General features: G+C 70.6%; 15 protein-coding genes. 2 read left to right on the top strand and 13 right to left on the bottom strand.

The annotated features are described in order from the left end of the window. Positions 1-30: 30 nt before the first annotated feature. On the bottom strand, positions 31-3,087 hold the full coding sequence (locus tag V6S02_RS15000; protein WP_336401490.1) for an SMC family ATPase: 3,057 nt from the start codon (positions 3,085-3,087) through the stop codon (positions 31-33). Then, positions 3,084-4,238 (bottom strand): exonuclease SbcCD subunit D, encoded by a 1,155-nt coding sequence (locus V6S02_RS14995; protein ID WP_336401489.1) that lies wholly within the window; start codon positions 4,236-4,238, stop codon positions 3,084-3,086. The genes V6S02_RS15000 and V6S02_RS14995 overlap by 4 nt, the downstream gene beginning before the upstream one ends. Positions 4,239-4,327: 89 nt before the next feature. On the opposite strand from V6S02_RS14995, the gene V6S02_RS14990 reads away from it, so the two are divergent. Beyond that, complete coding sequence (locus tag V6S02_RS14990; RefSeq protein WP_336401488.1) at positions 4,328-5,089, top strand: alpha/beta fold hydrolase; 762 nt, start codon at positions 4,328-4,330, stop codon at positions 5,087-5,089. A gap of 4 nt (positions 5,090-5,093) precedes the next feature. On the opposite strand, the gene V6S02_RS14985 is transcribed toward V6S02_RS14990, so the two are convergent. The 10 genes from V6S02_RS14985 to V6S02_RS14940 form a co-directional block, all read right to left on the bottom strand. After that, entirely contained in the window at positions 5,094-5,408 is a 315-nt protein-coding gene (locus tag V6S02_RS14985; protein WP_164478215.1) for a hypothetical protein, read from the bottom strand. After that, complete coding sequence (locus tag V6S02_RS14980; protein WP_124294115.1) at positions 5,408-5,668, bottom strand: hypothetical protein; 261 nt, start codon at positions 5,666-5,668, stop codon at positions 5,408-5,410. Before V6S02_RS14980 ends, V6S02_RS14985 begins: the two co-directional genes overlap by 1 nt. A gap of 196 nt (positions 5,669-5,864) precedes the next feature. Beyond that, positions 5,865-6,281 (bottom strand): DUF1622 domain-containing protein, encoded by a 417-nt coding sequence (locus V6S02_RS14975; RefSeq protein WP_336401487.1) that lies wholly within the window; start codon positions 6,279-6,281, stop codon positions 5,865-5,867. A gap of 45 nt (positions 6,282-6,326) precedes the next feature. Then, a complete protein-coding gene (locus tag V6S02_RS14970) occupies positions 6,327-6,626 on the bottom strand; it encodes a GNAT family N-acetyltransferase (protein ID WP_124294117.1) in 300 nt (99 codons plus the stop codon). 61 nt (positions 6,627-6,687) lie between these two features. Then, positions 6,688-8,118, bottom strand: coding sequence for a GH1 family beta-glucosidase (locus V6S02_RS14965; protein WP_336401486.1), 1,431 nt, complete (start codon positions 8,116-8,118; stop codon positions 6,688-6,690). 35 nt (positions 8,119-8,153) lie between these two features. After that, a complete protein-coding gene (gene yicI, locus V6S02_RS14960; protein ID WP_336401485.1) occupies positions 8,154-10,391 on the bottom strand; it encodes an alpha-xylosidase in 2,238 nt (745 codons plus the stop codon). Next, positions 10,391-11,218, bottom strand: coding sequence for a carbohydrate ABC transporter permease (locus V6S02_RS14955; RefSeq protein WP_442927936.1), 828 nt, complete (start codon positions 11,216-11,218; stop codon positions 10,391-10,393). Before V6S02_RS14955 ends, yicI begins: the two co-directional genes overlap by 1 nt. 77 nt (positions 11,219-11,295) lie before the next feature. Next, positions 11,296-12,270 carry a carbohydrate ABC transporter permease gene (locus V6S02_RS14950; RefSeq protein WP_336401483.1) on the bottom strand — a complete coding sequence of 325 codons (975 nt, stop codon included), beginning with the start codon at positions 12,268-12,270 and terminating at the stop codon, positions 11,296-11,298. 76 nt (positions 12,271-12,346) lie between these two features. Then, the gene (locus V6S02_RS14945) at positions 12,347-13,654 is read right to left on the bottom strand and encodes an ABC transporter substrate-binding protein (RefSeq protein WP_336401482.1); all 1,308 of its coding nucleotides are present in this window, start codon (positions 13,652-13,654) and stop codon (positions 12,347-12,349) included. Positions 13,655-13,774: 120 nt separating this feature from the next. Continuing rightward, complete coding sequence (locus V6S02_RS14940) at positions 13,775-14,824, bottom strand: LacI family DNA-binding transcriptional regulator (protein WP_336401481.1); 1,050 nt, start codon at positions 14,822-14,824, stop codon at positions 13,775-13,777. A 500-nt stretch (positions 14,825-15,324) separates the two neighbouring features. Between V6S02_RS14940 and V6S02_RS14935 the strand changes: the two genes are divergently transcribed. Continuing rightward, positions 15,325-16,092, top strand: coding sequence for a winged helix-turn-helix domain-containing protein (locus V6S02_RS14935; RefSeq protein ID WP_336401480.1), 768 nt, complete (start codon positions 15,325-15,327; stop codon positions 16,090-16,092). Between the two features lie 20 nt (positions 16,093-16,112). Here V6S02_RS14935 and V6S02_RS14930 read toward each other — a convergent pair whose 3' ends face one another. Further along, on the bottom strand, positions 16,113-17,282 hold the full coding sequence (locus V6S02_RS14930; RefSeq protein ID WP_336401479.1) for a polysaccharide pyruvyl transferase family protein: 1,170 nt from the start codon (positions 17,280-17,282) through the stop codon (positions 16,113-16,115). Positions 17,283-17,300: the final 18 nt, after the last annotated feature.

The following is a 17,300-nucleotide window of genomic DNA, read 5'->3' as shown; positions in this document are numbered from 1 at the left end:
GTGTCTGGGGGTGAATGTGGTTTTCGGCACTCAGGCCGAGAGAAGGGATGCCGCGACGGCGGCGTCCTGCCGGATGACGCTCGGCCCCTGTGGTGTGGCCCGCACGTGCAGCTGCGCGGGGATGCGTTCCTTCATCGTCGCGACGTGGCTGATGAGTCCCACAGTGCGCCCGCCCTGGCGGAGTTCGTCGAGCGTCGCCATGGCCAGCTCGAGGGTGTCGTCGTCGAGGGAGCCGAAGCCCTCGTCGATGAACAGGGTGTCGAGTCTCACCCCGCCGGCGCGCGCGGTGACGACCTCCGCGAGCCCGAGCGCGAGCGCGAGCGACGCGAGGAAGGTTTCGCCGCCCGACAGCGAGTGCGCGGGGCGTGCGGCGCCGGTGTGCGCGTCGAGGATCTCGAGGCCGAGACCCGACGCCGCACCACGGGCCGCGAGCGCGTCGGTGTGCCGCAGCTGGTATCGGCCCGACGACATGTCGCCCAGCCGCAGATTCGCCGCGGCGACGATCTCCTCCAGTTCGGCGGCGAGGACGAACGACTCCAGGGTCATCCGGTGGGTGTTGGGCGCGCGGCCGGCGACGGTGTCGGCCAGCCGCGCGACGATCTGGTGCTCGTCGGCGAGCTCCGCGACGTCGCCGAGGGCGGCGCGGGCGCGGTCGCGCAGGGTGCGGAGCCGCTCCGCGGTCGCCCCGGCATCGGCGGCCGCGTCGACGGCGGCGACCCACGCGTCGCGCGCGGCGACGAGGGCCGATTCCGCCGCCGAGACGTCCACGAGCTCCTCGGGCTCTCCCGCGAGGGCGAGCTCGAGGTCGCGGAGACGGTCGCGCTCGGCGCGGAGCGCCGCCTCGTGGGTGCGGATGCGTTCGTCGAGCGCGTCGCGCGCGGCAGCCGTCCGCAGGGCGTCACGTGCGGCGACCACGTCGGGGAAGCCGGATGCCGCCACCCGGCCGTCACGGTCGACCGCGGCGCGATCGGCCGCGGCCGCTGCGGTCTCGCCGACCCGTCGGGCAGCGGCGAGACGAGTGGCGCGGTCGCGTCGCAGCGTCGTGGCGTGAACGCGCGCGGCGACGGAGTCGTGGTCGCCGCGTGCCGCGGCGACCACGCGGCGCTTCTCGCGCAGTTCCGCCTCGCGGGCGGACACCTCCTCGCGCAGGGCGGCGAGGTGAGCGGCCAGTCGCTCTCGCTCCTGTGCGGCGTCGGCCTCGAGCACCGTGAGCGTCTCCAGCGTCGCCAGGAGCCGATCGCGCTCGGCGACGGCGGCTTCGCCGGCGGAGACGGCAGCCTCTGCCGCGCCCAGCGCGGCCGCCGCGTCATCGAGCTCGAGGCCACTCGCCCGCGCCGCGGCGGCGGCGTGCGCCTCGCGCGCGACGCGGAACTCCTCGGCCGCGCGGCGCGCCCGCTCGGCCGCCTGCTGCTGCGCCGCCTCGGCACGCTCGATGTCGCCGTCGGAGACGGGTTCGCTCGTCGGCTCCGCCGGATGCGGGTGTTCGGCCGATCCGCACACGGGGCAGGGTTCACCGTCGACGAGGTCGGCGGCGAGCGAGCCGGCGCGGTCGGCGGCACGGCGGCGCAACAGCGACACCACGGCCTCGTTCGCTGCCGCCGCAGCCTCGGCGGCAGCGAGCGACGCCTCCTCGGCGATGACCGTGAGCGGAGCGAGATCGGCGGCCTGGGCGGCCGCGTCGCGACGGACCTGCGCCTCGTCGCGGCGCGTGCGCGCGGCATCCACACCCGCGGCGGCGTCGCGCACCGGAGCCAGCTCCACGCCGACGGCGGCCCGCTGCACGGGAATCCGCGCCCGATCGGCGTCGAGACGGGCGATCAGCTCCTCCTCGTCGCGGATGCGGGCGACGTCGTCCGCGAGCGCCCGCTCGGCGGCATCCATCGTCTTCTCGACGATCTGCGCCTCGCGCCACACCGCCAGATCTCCGGTCAGCTCCAGCACGAGGGCGTCGAGCTCGTCGAGTGAGAACGCGGAAAGATCGTCGTCCTCTCCCGTGATTCTGAGCTCATCCACCAGCATCTGCACAGTCGCCGCAGCGGTCGTGCGCTCGGCATCGGCTGTGTCGGCCGCGTCGAGCGGTGCGCGCAGCGCCTCGGCATCGCGCGCGGTCGCAAGCTCGCGGCGCGCGAGGTCGACTGCCGGGATCTCGGCCTCCAGCTCGGCCAGCGCACGACGCGAGCGCGCCCGGTCCTCCTGCATCTGGCGGAGGCGCAGCACCCCTGCGTGGTGGTCTTCTGCGCGGCGGTGCGCGGCCTCGGCGGCGTCGCGGGCGTTGCGCAGGGTCTCGGCGCGATAGTCCGCGCGCTGCGCGCCCCGCTCGACAGCCTCGAGACGTGCACCCACGGCGAGCGAGCTCGACGGCGGCGACGCGCCGGCATCGTCCGTGGCATCGTCGCCGGAGGATTCATCCGGCTCTCCGACGGGAAGCAGCCGCTCCGCCTCACCCAACAGCAAGACGGCTGCCCCCGTCGCGTCGGCGACCTCCCGCTCGACGGCGCGCCGGCGTTCCTCGAAGGCGTGGAGGTAGTCCTCGTAGGTGCGGGTGCCGAAGAGGCGCCGCAGCAGTTTCTGCCGGTCATCGTTCTTCGCCAGGAGGAACTCGGCGAACCGGTTCTGCGCGAGGAGGATCACCTGCAGGAACTGCTGCTGACTGAGACCCAGGATCTCGTCGAGCTCCATCCCGACCTGGCGGGGCCCGCTCGCGAGTCCTCGCCATGCACCGTCGACGAGTTCGGCGAGCTCGGCGTCGGCAGCGACGACGGTGAAGCCCTCCCCCCGACGCTTACGACGCGGGTAGTCCGGTGATCGGGTGACGCGGAATCGACGACCCCCGGTGGAGAATTCCACGGCGACGCTCGTGGGGTCATCCGGCCCGCAGTGATCGCTGCGCAACCGCTTCTCGGCACCGTCGTAGCGCGGCACACCGCCGTAGAGGGCGAAGCAGATGCCGTCGAGCACGCTCGACTTGCCCGCCCCCGTGCGCCCGGAGATGAGGAAGATGCCGTCGGCCCCGAAGGCGTCGAGATCGACGACCTGACGCTCGCGGAACGGCCCGAATCCCTCGAGTTCGATGCGGTGGAGTTTCACGCGCTGACCTCTGCGGCGACGCGCTCGTCGACGACGTCGGCGATGATCTCGCGCTCACGATCGCCGGCGCCTTCGCCGTCGCGGACGTGGGCGAGGAACGCGTCGATCAGTTCACGGTCGTTCCGGGCGGCTCGGACGCGCCGGGCATACGTCGATCCGTCGTCCGCACGTGCCCCCTCGGGCGCGTGCGTCACCGTGGCGCAGTGCGGGAAGCGCGCACGCAGGCGCCGCATCGGATCGGTCTGAGGGGTCGGATCGGTGTACTGCACGCCCACCCACGCGTCTTCCCACGCGGCGTACTCGGCGGCGGTGAGGAGATCGTCGAGCCTCCCGCGCAGCGTGACCAGCCGGCGGGGCACCGGGAGATCGAGCCACGTGACGGCCGCGAGTCCGTCGGCGTCGAGGTCGATCAGCCACGAACCGCGCGGCTTGTCGGCCTCGCCGAAGCTGTAGTGCAGCGGCGCCCCGGCGTAGCGGACCGCGTCGGACAGCCGCTGCCGCCCGTGGATGTGCCCGAGAGCGACGTAGTCGAACCCGTCGAAAGACGCGAGCGGCACCACGTCGAGCCCGCCCTGCTGGATGTCGCGCTCGAGGTTCGGGGTCGGCTCCACACCCGCGGCGAAACAGTGCGCGATCGCCACCGAGCGGCCCCCGCGCGCGGCGAGGTCGGTGCGGATGAGGCCGATCGCCTGATCGAGGGCCTGCGCCTGGGACCGCACCTCCACGCCCGCCCAGAGGTGACGAACGAGCGACGGTTCGAGGAACGGGATGCCGTAGACGTGCACCGGACCGTGCTCGTCGTCGATGGTCACGGGTCTGCCGACGTCGGCGGGGTCGGTGAGGACGTGGATCCCGTCGCGCAGCAGACCGGCCTGGAACCCCAGCCGCGCCGCGGAGTCGTGGTTGCCGCTGGTGACCACCACACGGGCACCGGCGTCGCTGATGCCCACGAGGGCATCGGTGAGCAGTCGATAGCAGTCGGCGGCCGGCGCCGCCGAGTCGAAGACATCCCCCGCCACGATCACCAGATCGACATCGTTCTCACGCACCTGGGTGATCAGCGCGTCGAGCACGCCACGCAGCGCATCGAGGGTGGAATGGCCGTGGAACGACCTCCCGATGTGCCAGTCGGAGGTGTGCAGGATCCGCATGTCCCACACCGTATGCGCAGCCGCCGACATCGCCCCGCTGCACCCCCGCGGTTCGCCGGAAACACCGGGCTCACCTAGTGTCAGGAGCAATGAGCGACGCCCCCACCTTCGCGATCGAGCGGTTCACCCACGCCGGAGCGACGCTCGTCGCGCAGGAGTCCGGTGAAGGCCGTGACCTCTTCGTCCTCATCCACGGCATCGGCATGGGGCGATCGGCGTTCGCCGAGCTGGAGGGCCTTCTCGACGACATCGGCCGCGTCGTGGCCGTCGACCTCCCGGGGTACGGCGAGACACCGGAACCCGGCCGCGTGCTGTCGATGGCGGAGAACGCCGACGTCGTCGCCGCCTATCTCAGCGATCTGACCTCCGGCGGAGAGAGCCCCCGCATCGTCGTCCTCGGCCACTCGATGGGGGCGCAGGTGGCGCTGGAGGTCGCCGCGCGGCATCCGCACCTCGTCGACGCCCTCGTGCTCGTCGGCCCGACCGTCGAACCGGGCGCACGATCGACCCTGCGTCAACTGTGGCGGCTCATCCGAGACATCATCCCCGAGAGCCCGCGCGTGATCGCCGTCGGGGCGCGGGAGTACCTGCGAGCGGGGCCGCGCCTGCTCGCCAAGGTGCGTGCGGTGATGGTGCACCGGCCCGAAGACACCGCCCGGCAGGTGACGGCGCCTGCGCTGGTGATCCGCGGCGAGCGCGACATCCTGGTGCCCGTGGAATGGGCCCGTCACCTGACGAAGGCGCTTCCCCACGCATGCTTGCGCGAAGTGGCCGAGTTCGGCCACGAAACCATGATCCGAAACGCCGGCCCGACCGCGACTCTGATCCGCGAGTTCCTCGCGGCTCAGTGACCCCTCAGGCCTCTTCGTCGCCGGTCGTCACCTGCTCGGCGAGATCGTCGACCTCGTCGTCGGACGCCCGCCCGCCGACGTCTTCCACGCGCTCGCGCAGGTCGTCCTCCACCTTCTCGGGGTCGGGGTCGGAGGCCTCGGCCCGCGCCTCGGCGGCGGCGACGGCGCGCTCGGCGACGTCGTCTTCGGATCCGGATGCGGCGGTGTCGGCCGGCTCACCGGCCGGATCGGATGCGGCATCCTCGGGCGCCTGGAGCGGCTCGGCGGGTGGGATGCCGATTCCCACGGCCTCGTGGTCGGGTCCGCGCGTGTCGGCCATCAGTCCTCCTCGGTCTGGTCGTCGGTGGAGAGGTCGGGGTCGAGACCCTGTGTCGGAACGTCGCTCTCGATCTCCCCGTCAGAAGCCTTGTCAGGGCCGTCGGGAATGGTCTCAGGGTTGACCGGCAGACCCGAGCGGTCGAGCGCCTCGGAGTCGGCGCCGGCGCTGCTGCGCTCGGCGGCGGCGGTGTCGTGCTGATCGCCGTATCCCCCGGCGGGGTCGGCGTTGATCACGCCCTCGGGCAGGTCTTTGTCGTCCATGCCGCCATCCTGCTCTCCGCGGCTACGCCCGGCGCGGGGTTGACGGGCGAGCGCGACGTCGCTATCCGCCTCACTCCTCGGCTGGTGATGCGACGGATGCACGGCTCGTCACCCCGGCACCGCCTCACCCGCCGCATCCGGCAACACCCGCCCCACCGGTCGTGCAGCCGTCACGGAACGGCAGACGGGGATGCCGTCAGGCGCCATCGCCCGCCTGCGCCGCACGGTCGCGCCGGACGGCCTCACCCAGCAACTGCCCCCCGCTCGTGAGCAGGGCGCGGCGCCAGGGCAGCACGCCCTCGATCTCGATTTGGATGGAGATCGACAGCACGGTCCGGATCAGCACGATGAGGCCGAGGATCAGGGCGTCCTCGACCGACGGCTTGGAGGTGATCGTGCGGATCAGATCGGCCGCGACGAGGATCTCCAGCCCCAGCAGGATCGCCGAGCCGAGGGCGTTGCGCAGCACCGAGAATGCGGCACGCCCACCCTCACGGCGACGCAGGGAGCGCACACCGAGCACGAGGGCGATGACGAAGCCGATGATCATGGCCGCGGCGCCGGTCGCCTCGAAGGCGACGGCGACGGCGGAGAAGACCTCTTCGAGCCGCACGGGCCCAGTGTAGGACCAGCGGAACGCGGAGCGCGGAAGCGGGGCTCAGGCCGTGGAACGCTGCCGCAGGATGCCCGCGCGATCGGGGTGCAGGTCGAACCAGTCCGCGACGTACCAGCACACCGGGATCACCTGACGGCCTTTCTCGGCCTCGAGGTGCGCGACGGCCCGGTCGACCAGCTCTCCGGCGTAGCCCTTTCCGCGGAAGGTCGGGATCGTGTACGCCCGGGTCATGGCGACGGTGCGGCCGTCGTCCTTGTAGTCGAGGACGCTGACGAGGTCGTCGCCGCGGTGCAACGTGTACCGCGAGGCGTCCTTCTCGTCGGTGAAGCGCAGTTCGGTCACCCCGACAGGCTACGCCCGGTTCGCTGGGCCGGCGCTGAAGGAACGCCGGGCCTTCACCCGCTCATTCCGGGATCGCCCGGGTGCGCACGAGCTCCCGATACCACCGGCCGCTGTCCTTGACGGTCCGTTCGAGCGTGTCGAAATCGACCCGCACGATGCCGAACCGCTTGGCGTAGCCGTAGCCCCATTCGAAGTTGTCCAGAAGCGACCAGACGAAGTATCCGCGCAGGTCGACTCCCCGAGCCATCGCCCGGTGCGCCGCGGTGAAGTGCCGGCGCAGATAGTCGAGTCGCTCGGGGTCGGGAACCGACCCGTCGGGGGCGACCTCGTCATCGAATGCGGCACCGTTCTCGGTGACCATGAGCGCCTGCTCGGGGAACTGCTCCGACAGCGACACCAGAAGCTCCTCGAGGCCCTCGGGCGCGATGTTCCACCCCATGGCGGTGTACGGTCCCGGCTGCTCCACGAACTCCACAGCCTGGTCGCTCCCGGGCCACGCGGTCCCGCCGGCGACCCCCTTGTGCCCGTCGTTCATCTGCTTGGGCGACACCCCGTCCCACAGGCGCACGGTTGCCGTGGAGTAATAGTTGACGCCCAGCACATCGATCGGCTGATGGATGTCGGCGAGGTCGCCGTCCTGCACGAAGGCCCAGTCGGTCACCCCTGCGGTGTCCTGCAGCAGATCTTCGGGGTACTCGCCGCGCAGCATCGGCCCGGTGAAGGCTCGATTGGCCAGCGCATCGATCCGTCGCATCGCCTCGCCCGCCCCGTCGCCGACCCCGCGGAGCACGTGGAAGTTGAGGGTGACGGAGTACTCCGGCGTTCCGGTCGAGGTCGCCCGCAGCGCCTGCAACGCCCGGCCGTGCCCCAGGTTCAGGTGATGCACGGCGGCGAGCGCCGCGGCCGGCTCGTGCCGGCCCGGCGCGTGGCCGCCCTGGCCGTAGCCGAGGTAGGCCGAGCACCACGGCTCGTTCAGCGTCGTCCACGTGTGCACCCGGTCGCCGAACGCCTCGCCGACCACCTCGGCGTAGCGTGCGAAGGCGTCGACGGTCGCGCGCGCCGGCCAGCCGCCGGCATCCTCGAGCGGCTGGGGAAGATCCCAGTGGTAGAGGGTGGCGACCGGACGGATGCCGCGGGCGAGAAGTCCGTCGATGAGGCGCGAATAGAAGTCCAGGCCCGCCTGATTCACCGCACCGGTGCCCGTCGGCACGATGCGTGGCCAGGCGATCGAGAAGCGGTATGCCTCGAGCCCCAGATCCTTCATCAGGTCGAGATCGCTCTCCCACCGGTGGTAGTGGTCGCACGCGACGTCGCCGGTGTCACCGTTCCAGACCTTGCCGGGGGTCTTCGAGAAGGTGTCCCAGATCGACGGACCGCGCCCGTCCTCGCTGGCCGCCCCCTCGATCTGGTACGACGCCGTCGCCGACCCGAAGGTGAAGTCGGGCGGGAACACCAGCCCCGCGTCACGATAGTCCGCTCGCCCCTCGACCATGGCTGCTCCCCCTTGGACTCCGCCGACTCCCACCGTCATCCGGTCACGTCCGACAGGTCAACGCTATAGTCCCGCGACGCCCCGTCGGGAGCCGTGACGGTCACATCGCGCATCCCGCTCCCGCCGGGGAACACCCGGAGGGCGAGGCCGTCGTGGTAGTCGTAGTCGGGCCGGTCGTCGCGCGCCCCCCACGGGATGACCGCGCCCGGCCGGGCATACAGCGGCAGGCTGTCGAAGCCGTGCACCTCGCGGCGCCAGCCGCCGCCGGTCACCGTCTCGCCCGTGAGGAGGCTCGTCCACTCTCCCGGCGGCAGGTAGAACTCGACCTCACCCGTCTCGGAGAAGACCGGGGCGACCAGCAGCTCGGAGCCGAGAAGGTACTGCCGGTCGAGGTAGGCCACCGCCGGGTCATCCGGGAACTCCAGCTGCATCGGGCGCATGATCGGGGCACCCGTGCGGGCGGCGTCGATACCCACCTGGAAGAGGTAGGGCATGAGCCGCATCTTCAGCTGCGCGAAGCGGCGCGTGATATCGACGGCCTCATCGTCGAACGCCCACGGAACCCGGTACGAGTCCGACCCGTGGAAGCGGCTGTGGCTCGAGAGCAGGCCGAAGGCCACCCACCGCTTGAACACCGCCGGATCGGGCGTTCCCTCGAACCCGCCGATGTCGTGACTCCAGTGCGCGAAGCCGCTCATCGCCAGCGACAGGCCGCCCCGCAGGCTCTCGGCCATCGAGGGGAACGTCGAGGTGTTGTCACCGCCCCAGTGCACCGGCATCGTCTGACCGCCGGCGGTGGCCGAGCGGGCGAACAGCACCGCGTCGCCCTCGCCGCGCTCGGCCACGAGCACGTCGTGGACGGCCCGGTTGTACAGCTGTGCGTAGAGGTTGTGCATGCGGGCGGGGTCGGAGCCGTCGTGCCAGACGACGTCGGTGGGGATCCGCTCGCCGAAGTCGGTCTTGAAGCAGTCGACGCCCTGCGCGAGGAGCACTCGCAGCTTGTCCTGGTACCAGCGCACCGCGGCGGGATTGGTGAAGTCGACCAGGCCCATCCCGGCCTGCCAGAGGTCCCACTGCCACACCGACCCGTCGCCGCGCTGCACGAGGTAGTCGGCGGCGGCCGCCTCGGCGAACAACGGCGAGCGCTGGGCGATGTAGGGGTTGATCCACACCGAGACCTTCAACCCGCGGTCGTGAAGGCGACGGAGCATGCCGTCGGGGTCGGGGAAGACCCGGGGGTCCCATTCGAAGTCGCACCAGTTGAACTCGCGCATCCAGAAGCAGTCGAAGTGGAACACCGACAGCGGGATGTCGCGCTCGGCCATCCCCTCGATGAACGAGGTGACGGTCTGCTCGTCATAGTCGGTCGTGAACGACGTCGACAGCCACGGGCCGTACGACCAGGCGGGCACGACGGGGGCGCGTCCGGTGAGGGAGGTGTACCGGGTCAGCACGTCCTTGGGCGTCGGGCCGGCGAAGACGAAGTACTCCAGCACCTCGCCGGGCACGCTGAACTGCACGCGTTCGACGGCCTCGGACCCGACTTCGAACGAGACGTGCCCGGGATCGTTGACGAGCACACCGTACCCGCGCGAGGAGAGGTAGAACGGCACGTTCTTGTATGCCTGCTCGCTGGAGGTGCCGCCGTCGGCATTCCAGACGTCGATGGTCTGGCCGTTCTTGACCAGCGGACCGAAACGCTCGCCGAGGCCATAGACCGTCTCGCCCACCCCCAGGTCGAGCTGCTCGTGGACGAAGACCCGCTCGGGCGGCACGCCGGTCTCGGCGCGGGCGTTCCCCACGATGCCGTGCTCGACGGCGGCCTCGGCGCCCAGGCGCACGAAGGCCTGCGCCTTGTGTCCGCTGCCGGTCACCCGCACGCCGTCGACCTCGAACGACAGCGCCCACGGCGCTCCCGGAGCGATCCGCGCGGTGAGCGCGCCGCTGGTCAGTGTGCCGGCGCCGGCATCGGCGACCCCCGCACCGGTTCCTCGCTCGCCCGCGCCCGGCAGGGCGAACCCTCCATGCCACCGGCCGCCGATGTGGTGGGCGATCCGCACCCGGATGACACCCTCGATCGGCGAGGAGATGGTCGTGGTGAGGGTGGTGCGGTTCAGCACGTCGCCGCGGCGGGCGATCACCTGGGTGGGCGCGGTGATCTCGAGCGCAACGCCGTCGACACCGTCATCCGTCTGCCGGATGTCGTACGCCTCCGCGGCGTAGAGCGCGGTGACGCCGGGGCGCAGCTGCCAGAACCCGTCGGTGAACTTCATTACTTGACTGCTCCTGCCGTGATGCCCCTGGTGAGGGTGCGCTGGAAGATGAGGAAGAAGAGGAGGGTGGGGATGAGGCCGAGGAGAGCCGACGCGCTGGTGGTCGTGACATCCATCAGCCGCTCCCCCTGAAGGAGGCTGATCGCGACCGGCACCGTCTGGTTCTCGTTGGAGACGAGGAAGGTGAGGGGGATCAGGAACTCGTTCCAGGTCCAGATGAAGAAGAAGATCAGCAGCACCGAGAGCGTCGGACGACTGATCGGGAAGATCACCCGCCACAGGATCTGCCACCGGCTCGCCCCGTCGATCGCGGCGGCCTCGAGCACCTCCTTGGGGAAGGTGCCGTAGACGGCCGAGAGCAGGTAGGTGCCGAAGGCCGCCTGGATGACGGTGAAGACGATGATCACCGACCACACGTTGTTGTACAGCCCGACCTCTCGGAACATGTAGTACAGCGGGTAGAGCAGCGCCTCCTGCGGGAGCAGGTTGGCCAGCAGGAACAGCAGCACGATCCAGGAGCGGCCGCGGATGCGTCCGATCCCGATCGCGAACGCGTTCAGCACCGAGATCAGCACCGCGAGGATCGCGACGGTGCCCGAGATGAACACCGAGTTCCAGACCTTCTGGGGGAAGTTGACCCGCTCCCAGAACGCGGCGATCCCGTCGAGGTAGATCGCCGAGGGAAGCGCGAGCGGACCACCCGTGGAGTAGTCGGCGGGCGATTTGAACGAGTTGATGAGGATCAGGTAGAACGGTGCGGCGATGAGGATCGCAGCGACGATCGCGAAGGCGAGCATCAGCCAGTCGACACCGTTCTTACGGGTCATTCCACCGCGCGCCTTCGGCGGACGATTCGAACGGCGCCCTGTCTTCGGGGCCGTCGTCACGGCGAGGGTCGTGGCCATCACAGTCCCGCCCTTTCTTTGCGCTCCGCGGCGTTCTGCGCACGGATGAAGAGGATCGACACGACCGCGATCACGACCGTCAGCGCGGTCGCGATGGTCGCGCCGTAGCCGACCTGCTGCGACTGGAAGAACTCGCTGTAGGCGTAGTACGCCGGCACGATGGTCGAATCGCCGGGGCCGCCGCGGGTGAGCACGTAGACGGGGCCGAAGACTTTCAACGCCGCGATCGTGCAGGTGAGGGTGACGACGTAGATCTCGGGGCGGATGATGCTGACGGTGATCGCCCGGAACCGCTGGAACCAGTTGGCACCATCGAGCTCGGCGGCCTCGTAGAGCTCGGGGTCGACCCGCTGGAGCGCGGCCATGAAGACCACGACGGGGTAGCCGATCTGGATCCAGACGAGCACCACCATGATGCTGCCGAGCGCGGTGTCGGGAGACCCGAGCCAGTTCTGGGCGAGGAAGCCGAGGCCGATGCTCTCGAGGATGGTGTTCAACGCACCGTCCTGCGGGCGGAGGATCCAGCCGATCACGATGCCGGCGATCGCCGCGGGGAGGATCTGAGGGAGGTAATAGGTGGCGCGCAGGAAGCTCGCGAGGCGCCCGCCGTACTTGCGGCCGATCACATCGAAGAGCAGGGCTGCGAGCACGAGGCCGATGAGGGTCGGGAAGATGACCATCGCCACGATCATCCAGATGCTGTTGACGAACGAGGTCCAGAAGGTCGCGTCGCCGAAGAGCTCGATCCAGTTTTCGAGGCCGATGAACTCGGGCGGACGGATGCCGCGCCAGTCGGTGAAGCTGAGGTAGATGTTCCATACCAGCGGCACCACGACGATGACGGTGACCAGCACCAGACCCGGGATGAGGTACAGCCAGTAGCCGGCGGTGCCACCGCCCCGCCGTTGCGGGATCAGCGGCTCCTCGGGAGGGAGCTTGGTCCGCGGAGCGCGGACGAAGGGGACAGCGGACATCGCGGGGACTCCTGGGGTAGGCCGGGGTGGGAGCCGGGGCGCCGCCGCGTGGCTGACGGCGCCCCGGCCGGTTCGATCAGCGGAAGTCCGCCACGTAGGAGTCGTACTCCTCGCCGAGCGACTGCTGGACCTCGGCGGGCGTCTTCGTGCCGTTGACGAGCTCCTGGAGCTCGGCCACGAGGGCGTCGTAGAAGGTGGGGGTCGGCCAGTCGGGATAGAACGACAGCCCGTCGGCCTCGTTGACGGCGTTGAAGGCCTGGATCAGCTCGAGGCTCTTCTCGTCGGTGATGTCGGCCTCATCGGCGGCGACGGGGAGCCCGCCGTTGTTGCCGATGAGCGCCTGCACCTCGGGGCGCATCGTGATGTCGATGAACTCGTAGGCGAGATCCTTGTTGGCGGCGCGCTCGGGGACGACCCAGATGTTGCCCGACGAGCCGAGGCTGAGGTCGCTCCCCGGGAACGGGAAGACGCCGAACTCGAAGTCGGTGATCTCATCGACGAAGCGGCCGTACCACCAGCTGCCCGAGACGAAGATCGGCGAGGTGCCGTTGATGAACGACAGGCCCGCGTCCTCGGCGGCGATGCCGGTCACGTCGGGCGAGAAATAGCCCGCGTCGAGGTACTCCTTCAGCGTCTCGGTGGCGTAGGTGATCTCCTCGCCGCTCCAATCGACCGGGTTCTCGTACAGCTGGTAGTCGTTGACCCACTGGCGGTCGGCCTGGCTGAGCGCCAGCTGATACCAGAGCTGCCCGAGCGGGTATTCCAGTCCGCCCTCGGCGAGGGGCGTGACGCCCTGCGCGACGAAGGCGTCGAGCACCGCGATGAACTCGTCGTAGGTCGTCGGTACTTCGAGGCCGGCTTCGGCGAAGGCATCCTTGTTGTAGTAGACCGTGACGAACTCGCCGTAGTTGGGCACCCCGTACCAGGCGCCCGAGCCCATCACGCCCTCGTCGGTGTAGCGCGCGGTGGTCTGCAGCGCCGGGGCGAGCTGGTCGTCCCAGCCGTACTCCTCGACCGCCTCGGTGATGTCGGTGATGAGTCCCTGGCTCGCCAGGAACCCGGCCGTGGCGTTGCCCTTGTTGAACTCCATGAGGTCGGGCGCCTCGTCGGAGTTCAGCACCTGGCTGGCGGTGGAGCGGATCTGCTCGAAGCTGCGCTCCTCGAATTCGACCGTCGCCCCGGTCTCCTCTTCGAAGATGCGGATCGCCTCGTCCCAGGCGATGCCCATGGCGCTGTTCTCGCCCTCGTAGTGCCAGAGGGTCAGGGTGTCGTCGGATTCGCCACCCGATCCGCCGGCGCAGGCGGAGAGCACGAGTGCGGTGGCGACGAGCGCCCCTCCGGCCGTGGCCGCCCGCGCGGTCGTCTTACGTGTGATGCGTGCCATCGGTGGCACTCCTTTCTCGGTGACCTTCGTCGGTCGGGTTTTCACGTGTGCAGGTGGTGCGGTGGGTCTTGTCGAAGCGCTTCGATGATGCGCGAGCGGATAGGGCGGGAGGCTCCGGGGTCAGGCGACGGCGGTACCGGCCACGGCCGCTGACGGGGCGTCGGGAACCCGCGCGAGCGAGCCGTGGTCGAGATAGGCGGGTGGAATCAAGCGGATGCCGGGGGCCGGGCGGTCCCCGTCGAAGAACGTCAGGGCGAGGTCGACGGCGAGGTCGCACGAGGCCTGCGGGACGAGCGGGAGCGCGTCGAGGGGACGCGGGAGCGCGGAAGTGTCGAAGGTCGGCGCGACCGAGATGACCGAGATGTCGTCGGGAACACGCAGCCCGCGGCCGGCGAGTTCGGCGAGCACCGCCCGGTGCGACTCCTCGGGGCAGTGCAGCACGAGGGCGGTGACCCCGGCGTCGAGGAGCTCCCCGGTCGCCGCGCGCACGGTCGCGTCGGTGGCGTACTCGTGCCCCGTGGCGCGGAACTCGGCGGCGACGCCGAACATCCCGGCCGCAGCGAGGAACTCGTCGCGCACCCGCGGGGGGAAGTTCGATCGCGAGTACGTCACCTCGGGCTGTCCGACGAGCCCGATGCGCGCGTGGCCGGTCCGCGCGATCCTCGCCACCGCTTCTCTCGTGGCGGCCTCGAAATCGAGGTCGACGCAGACGAGACCTTCGTTGTCGTTCGGCACGCCGATGAAGACGGTGGGCGTATCGATCTCCCGCGCGAGTGCGACACGCGGGTCGTCAGGGGCGACGTCGAGCACCAGGATCGCGTCGACCAGGCGGTTGGAGGCGACCCGGCGCATGCCGGCCTGAGCGTCCTCGTCGGTCAGGAGAAGGACGTCGTAGTCGTTGCGGCGCGCGGCCACCGCGGTCGCGAGGACGAAAGCCATGTGGGTCGGCGCGTGCGTGTCTTTCCGCAGCGGCTCGGTCAGCGCGAAGATGCGCGTGCGGCGCCCGGCCAGCATGCGGGCACCGGCGTTCGGGCTGTACCCCAGACGCTGCACGGCCTCCTCGATCCGGCGTCGCGTGTCGGCCGAGACCGGTCGCTTGCCGCTGAGGGCATAGGAGACGGTGCTGATCGAGACACCGGCGGCCTTGGCCACCTCATCGATCTTCGCCATGAGGACTCCGTCGTCAGGTGTGGGGTGAGGACTATCGAAGCGCTTCGCGGAAGCGTTTCGACGATGCTGGCACATCCTCCGCGGGAAGCACAAGAGGTTTGAGGCAGATCACAACAAATGGATGCTGACGTCGCCCGCGGCATCCGCTCTCGTCGATTTCGGAGTTTGCGAAGAACGGGGAGCATCGGTCATAATCAGCGCATGACTGACGACGCACGCTCTCTGTCCGCCTGGGAGGCGAACGGGACTGCCGGCATGATGGTGGCCGGCCGCGTTGTCATGTGTTGTCGAATGTGCCGCTGACTCGGTAATCCCGCCGGACATCAGCGTCGCCGCTCCGCTTACCCGCGCAGGCGACGCGCGACACGTCCCCCGAGACTTCGTCCTTCTCGCGCATCACTGAGCGCAGCGGATGTCTCGAGCCCGGCCCCACCGGCCGATTTCGCAGCACTTCTCCGAACCCCGACTCCGCGGGTTCCGCTCCCTCGAGGAACATCATCATGTCGACCACCGCTCTTCTCGACCGTCCCGCCCCCGCCCGTCACCTGCGAGCCGTTCCGCGCGTCAGTGACGACACCCCCGCAGCCGCGACGACGCCCGCCGCCGCGCAGGCCGCGGCGCCCCGACCCGCCACGGGCGCCACGCAGCGCCACCTTCCGCCCGGCACCGCTCCGCGCGGCTTCGCCCTCTACGTCGGGTTCGACGAGGCGAAGGCACAGGCCTCGGGCGTGAGCCTTCCCGTCCTCGTCGACGCGCTGCGCCGCACCCTCGCCGAGCTCGCCCCCGATGCCGAAACCTACGCCACGGTGGCCCTCGCCCCTGCCGGCGCCGGCGGCCGCGACGTCGACGTCGTGCGCCTCGCCCTCCAGGAGCCCGCCGCGGTCGCCCGCACCAAGCCCGACGAGCCCGAAGAGCACGACGAGACGGTCCGCGGTGTGGTCGTGGACATCTCGCGCAAGCGCGTCGCCATCGACGGCGAGTCGGCGGCGCTGACCTTCAAGGAGTTCGAGCTGCTGCAGTACCTGGTCCTGCGTGAGGGGCGCACGATCGAGCGCGCCGAGCTGGTGGCCTCCCTCTGGCAGGGCGCCGAGGAGCACGACGCCCCGGGCGAGCGCACCATCGACGTGCACGTCCGGCGTCTGCGGGCCAAGCTCGGCCGCTACGAGGACATCGTCCGCACCGTCCGCGGTGTCGGCTACCGCTTCGACCGTCACGCCGACGTCGTCATCCGGTTCGGCCACGGAACGCCCTCGCCCGACCGCTTCTGATCAGCCCGGCGCGGCCGTCCTCACCGCAGCGACTCGGCGACCGTGTCCCACCACCGCACCGCGGCGGCGCGGTGCGGCTCGAACCGCCCCGCCGCCGCATCGGCGATCTCCACGCGTCGTGCGTCGAGCTCGCGCAGGCGTTCCGGCGCGCCGCCCAGGTCATCGAGATCGACGACGCCCGTCTGACCCCAGTGCCCGAGCGCGCCACTGAGCTTGATCCGCGTGTAGTCGTCGGCGGCGAGACCGAGGACCGGCACGCCCGCGGGGGCGGCGAAGACCGCCGGGTGGTATCTGCTCGTGACGAGCAGCCGCGCGCGACGCGCCAGCGCCGCCGCACCCCGGGAATCACCGCTCGGCAGAACGCGGCTCTCGCGCGTCATCCGCTCCCGCACCCGCTCGTGCAGCGCCGCATCGCCCATCGGCTCCGCGCCGGCGGACACCGGACCGAAGTGAGCGTGGAAGATGACGGGCCCGACGGCGTCGGACGCGGCATCCAGCAACCGGGCGATCCCGCTCTCGACGACGTCGGCGGGCCGTCCTGCGAACCACCCCGACAGGCTCACGAGAACGTACGGCTCGGACGGCGGGTCCTCGCTGCCGACGAGGAAGGAGGCGTCGTCCACGCCGGCGTGGACCTGGGCCCCCCACGACCGGGCGAGTGCGGCCGAGTCGTGCTCGCGCACCCCCGTCCACGCGGCGTCACGGGTCATGACGGCGACGCGTTCGGCGTCTTCGGCATCGAGGTCGGGCCCGAAGGTCTGACCGCTCACGACCACCGGAAGCCCCCGCGCGCGGGCCATCGCCGCGAGCGTGGTCCGCTCGTACACGTGAACCGGCCAGCGCGAAGCGAGGTTGCCGCCGCCGGCGATGAGCACGCCCGAGGCTTCGCTCAGCGCGTCGAGGGCTCCGCGAGCGGGGTCACCCGACGCCAGCTCGGCCTCACCGGCCGCCGCGGCGCGAAGGAGCGATGCGCGCTCGCGCGCCACCGCACGTTCGAGTCCGACGAAACCCAGGCGATCGACGGTGGCCAGCCCATAGCGTGCCGCCGACTCCTCCGGCGCGGAGGACACCCCGATGACACGTCCACCGCGGGCGGCGAGCTCGACGGCCGCAACCTCGAACATCGCCTCGTCACCGATGTGGATGATGCCGCCGAGCACCCCGATGTCGCCGATGGTCAGTACGTTCACGCATGGTCCTTTCCCGTC

The sequence above is a fragment of the Microbacterium sp. CCNWLW134 genome (assembly GCF_037083565.1).
Classification (GTDB): Bacteria; Actinomycetota; Actinomycetes; order Actinomycetales; family Microbacteriaceae; genus Microbacterium.
The sequence above is the reverse complement of the archived record's forward strand: the minus strand, read 5'-3'. Positions and strand labels throughout refer to the sequence as shown.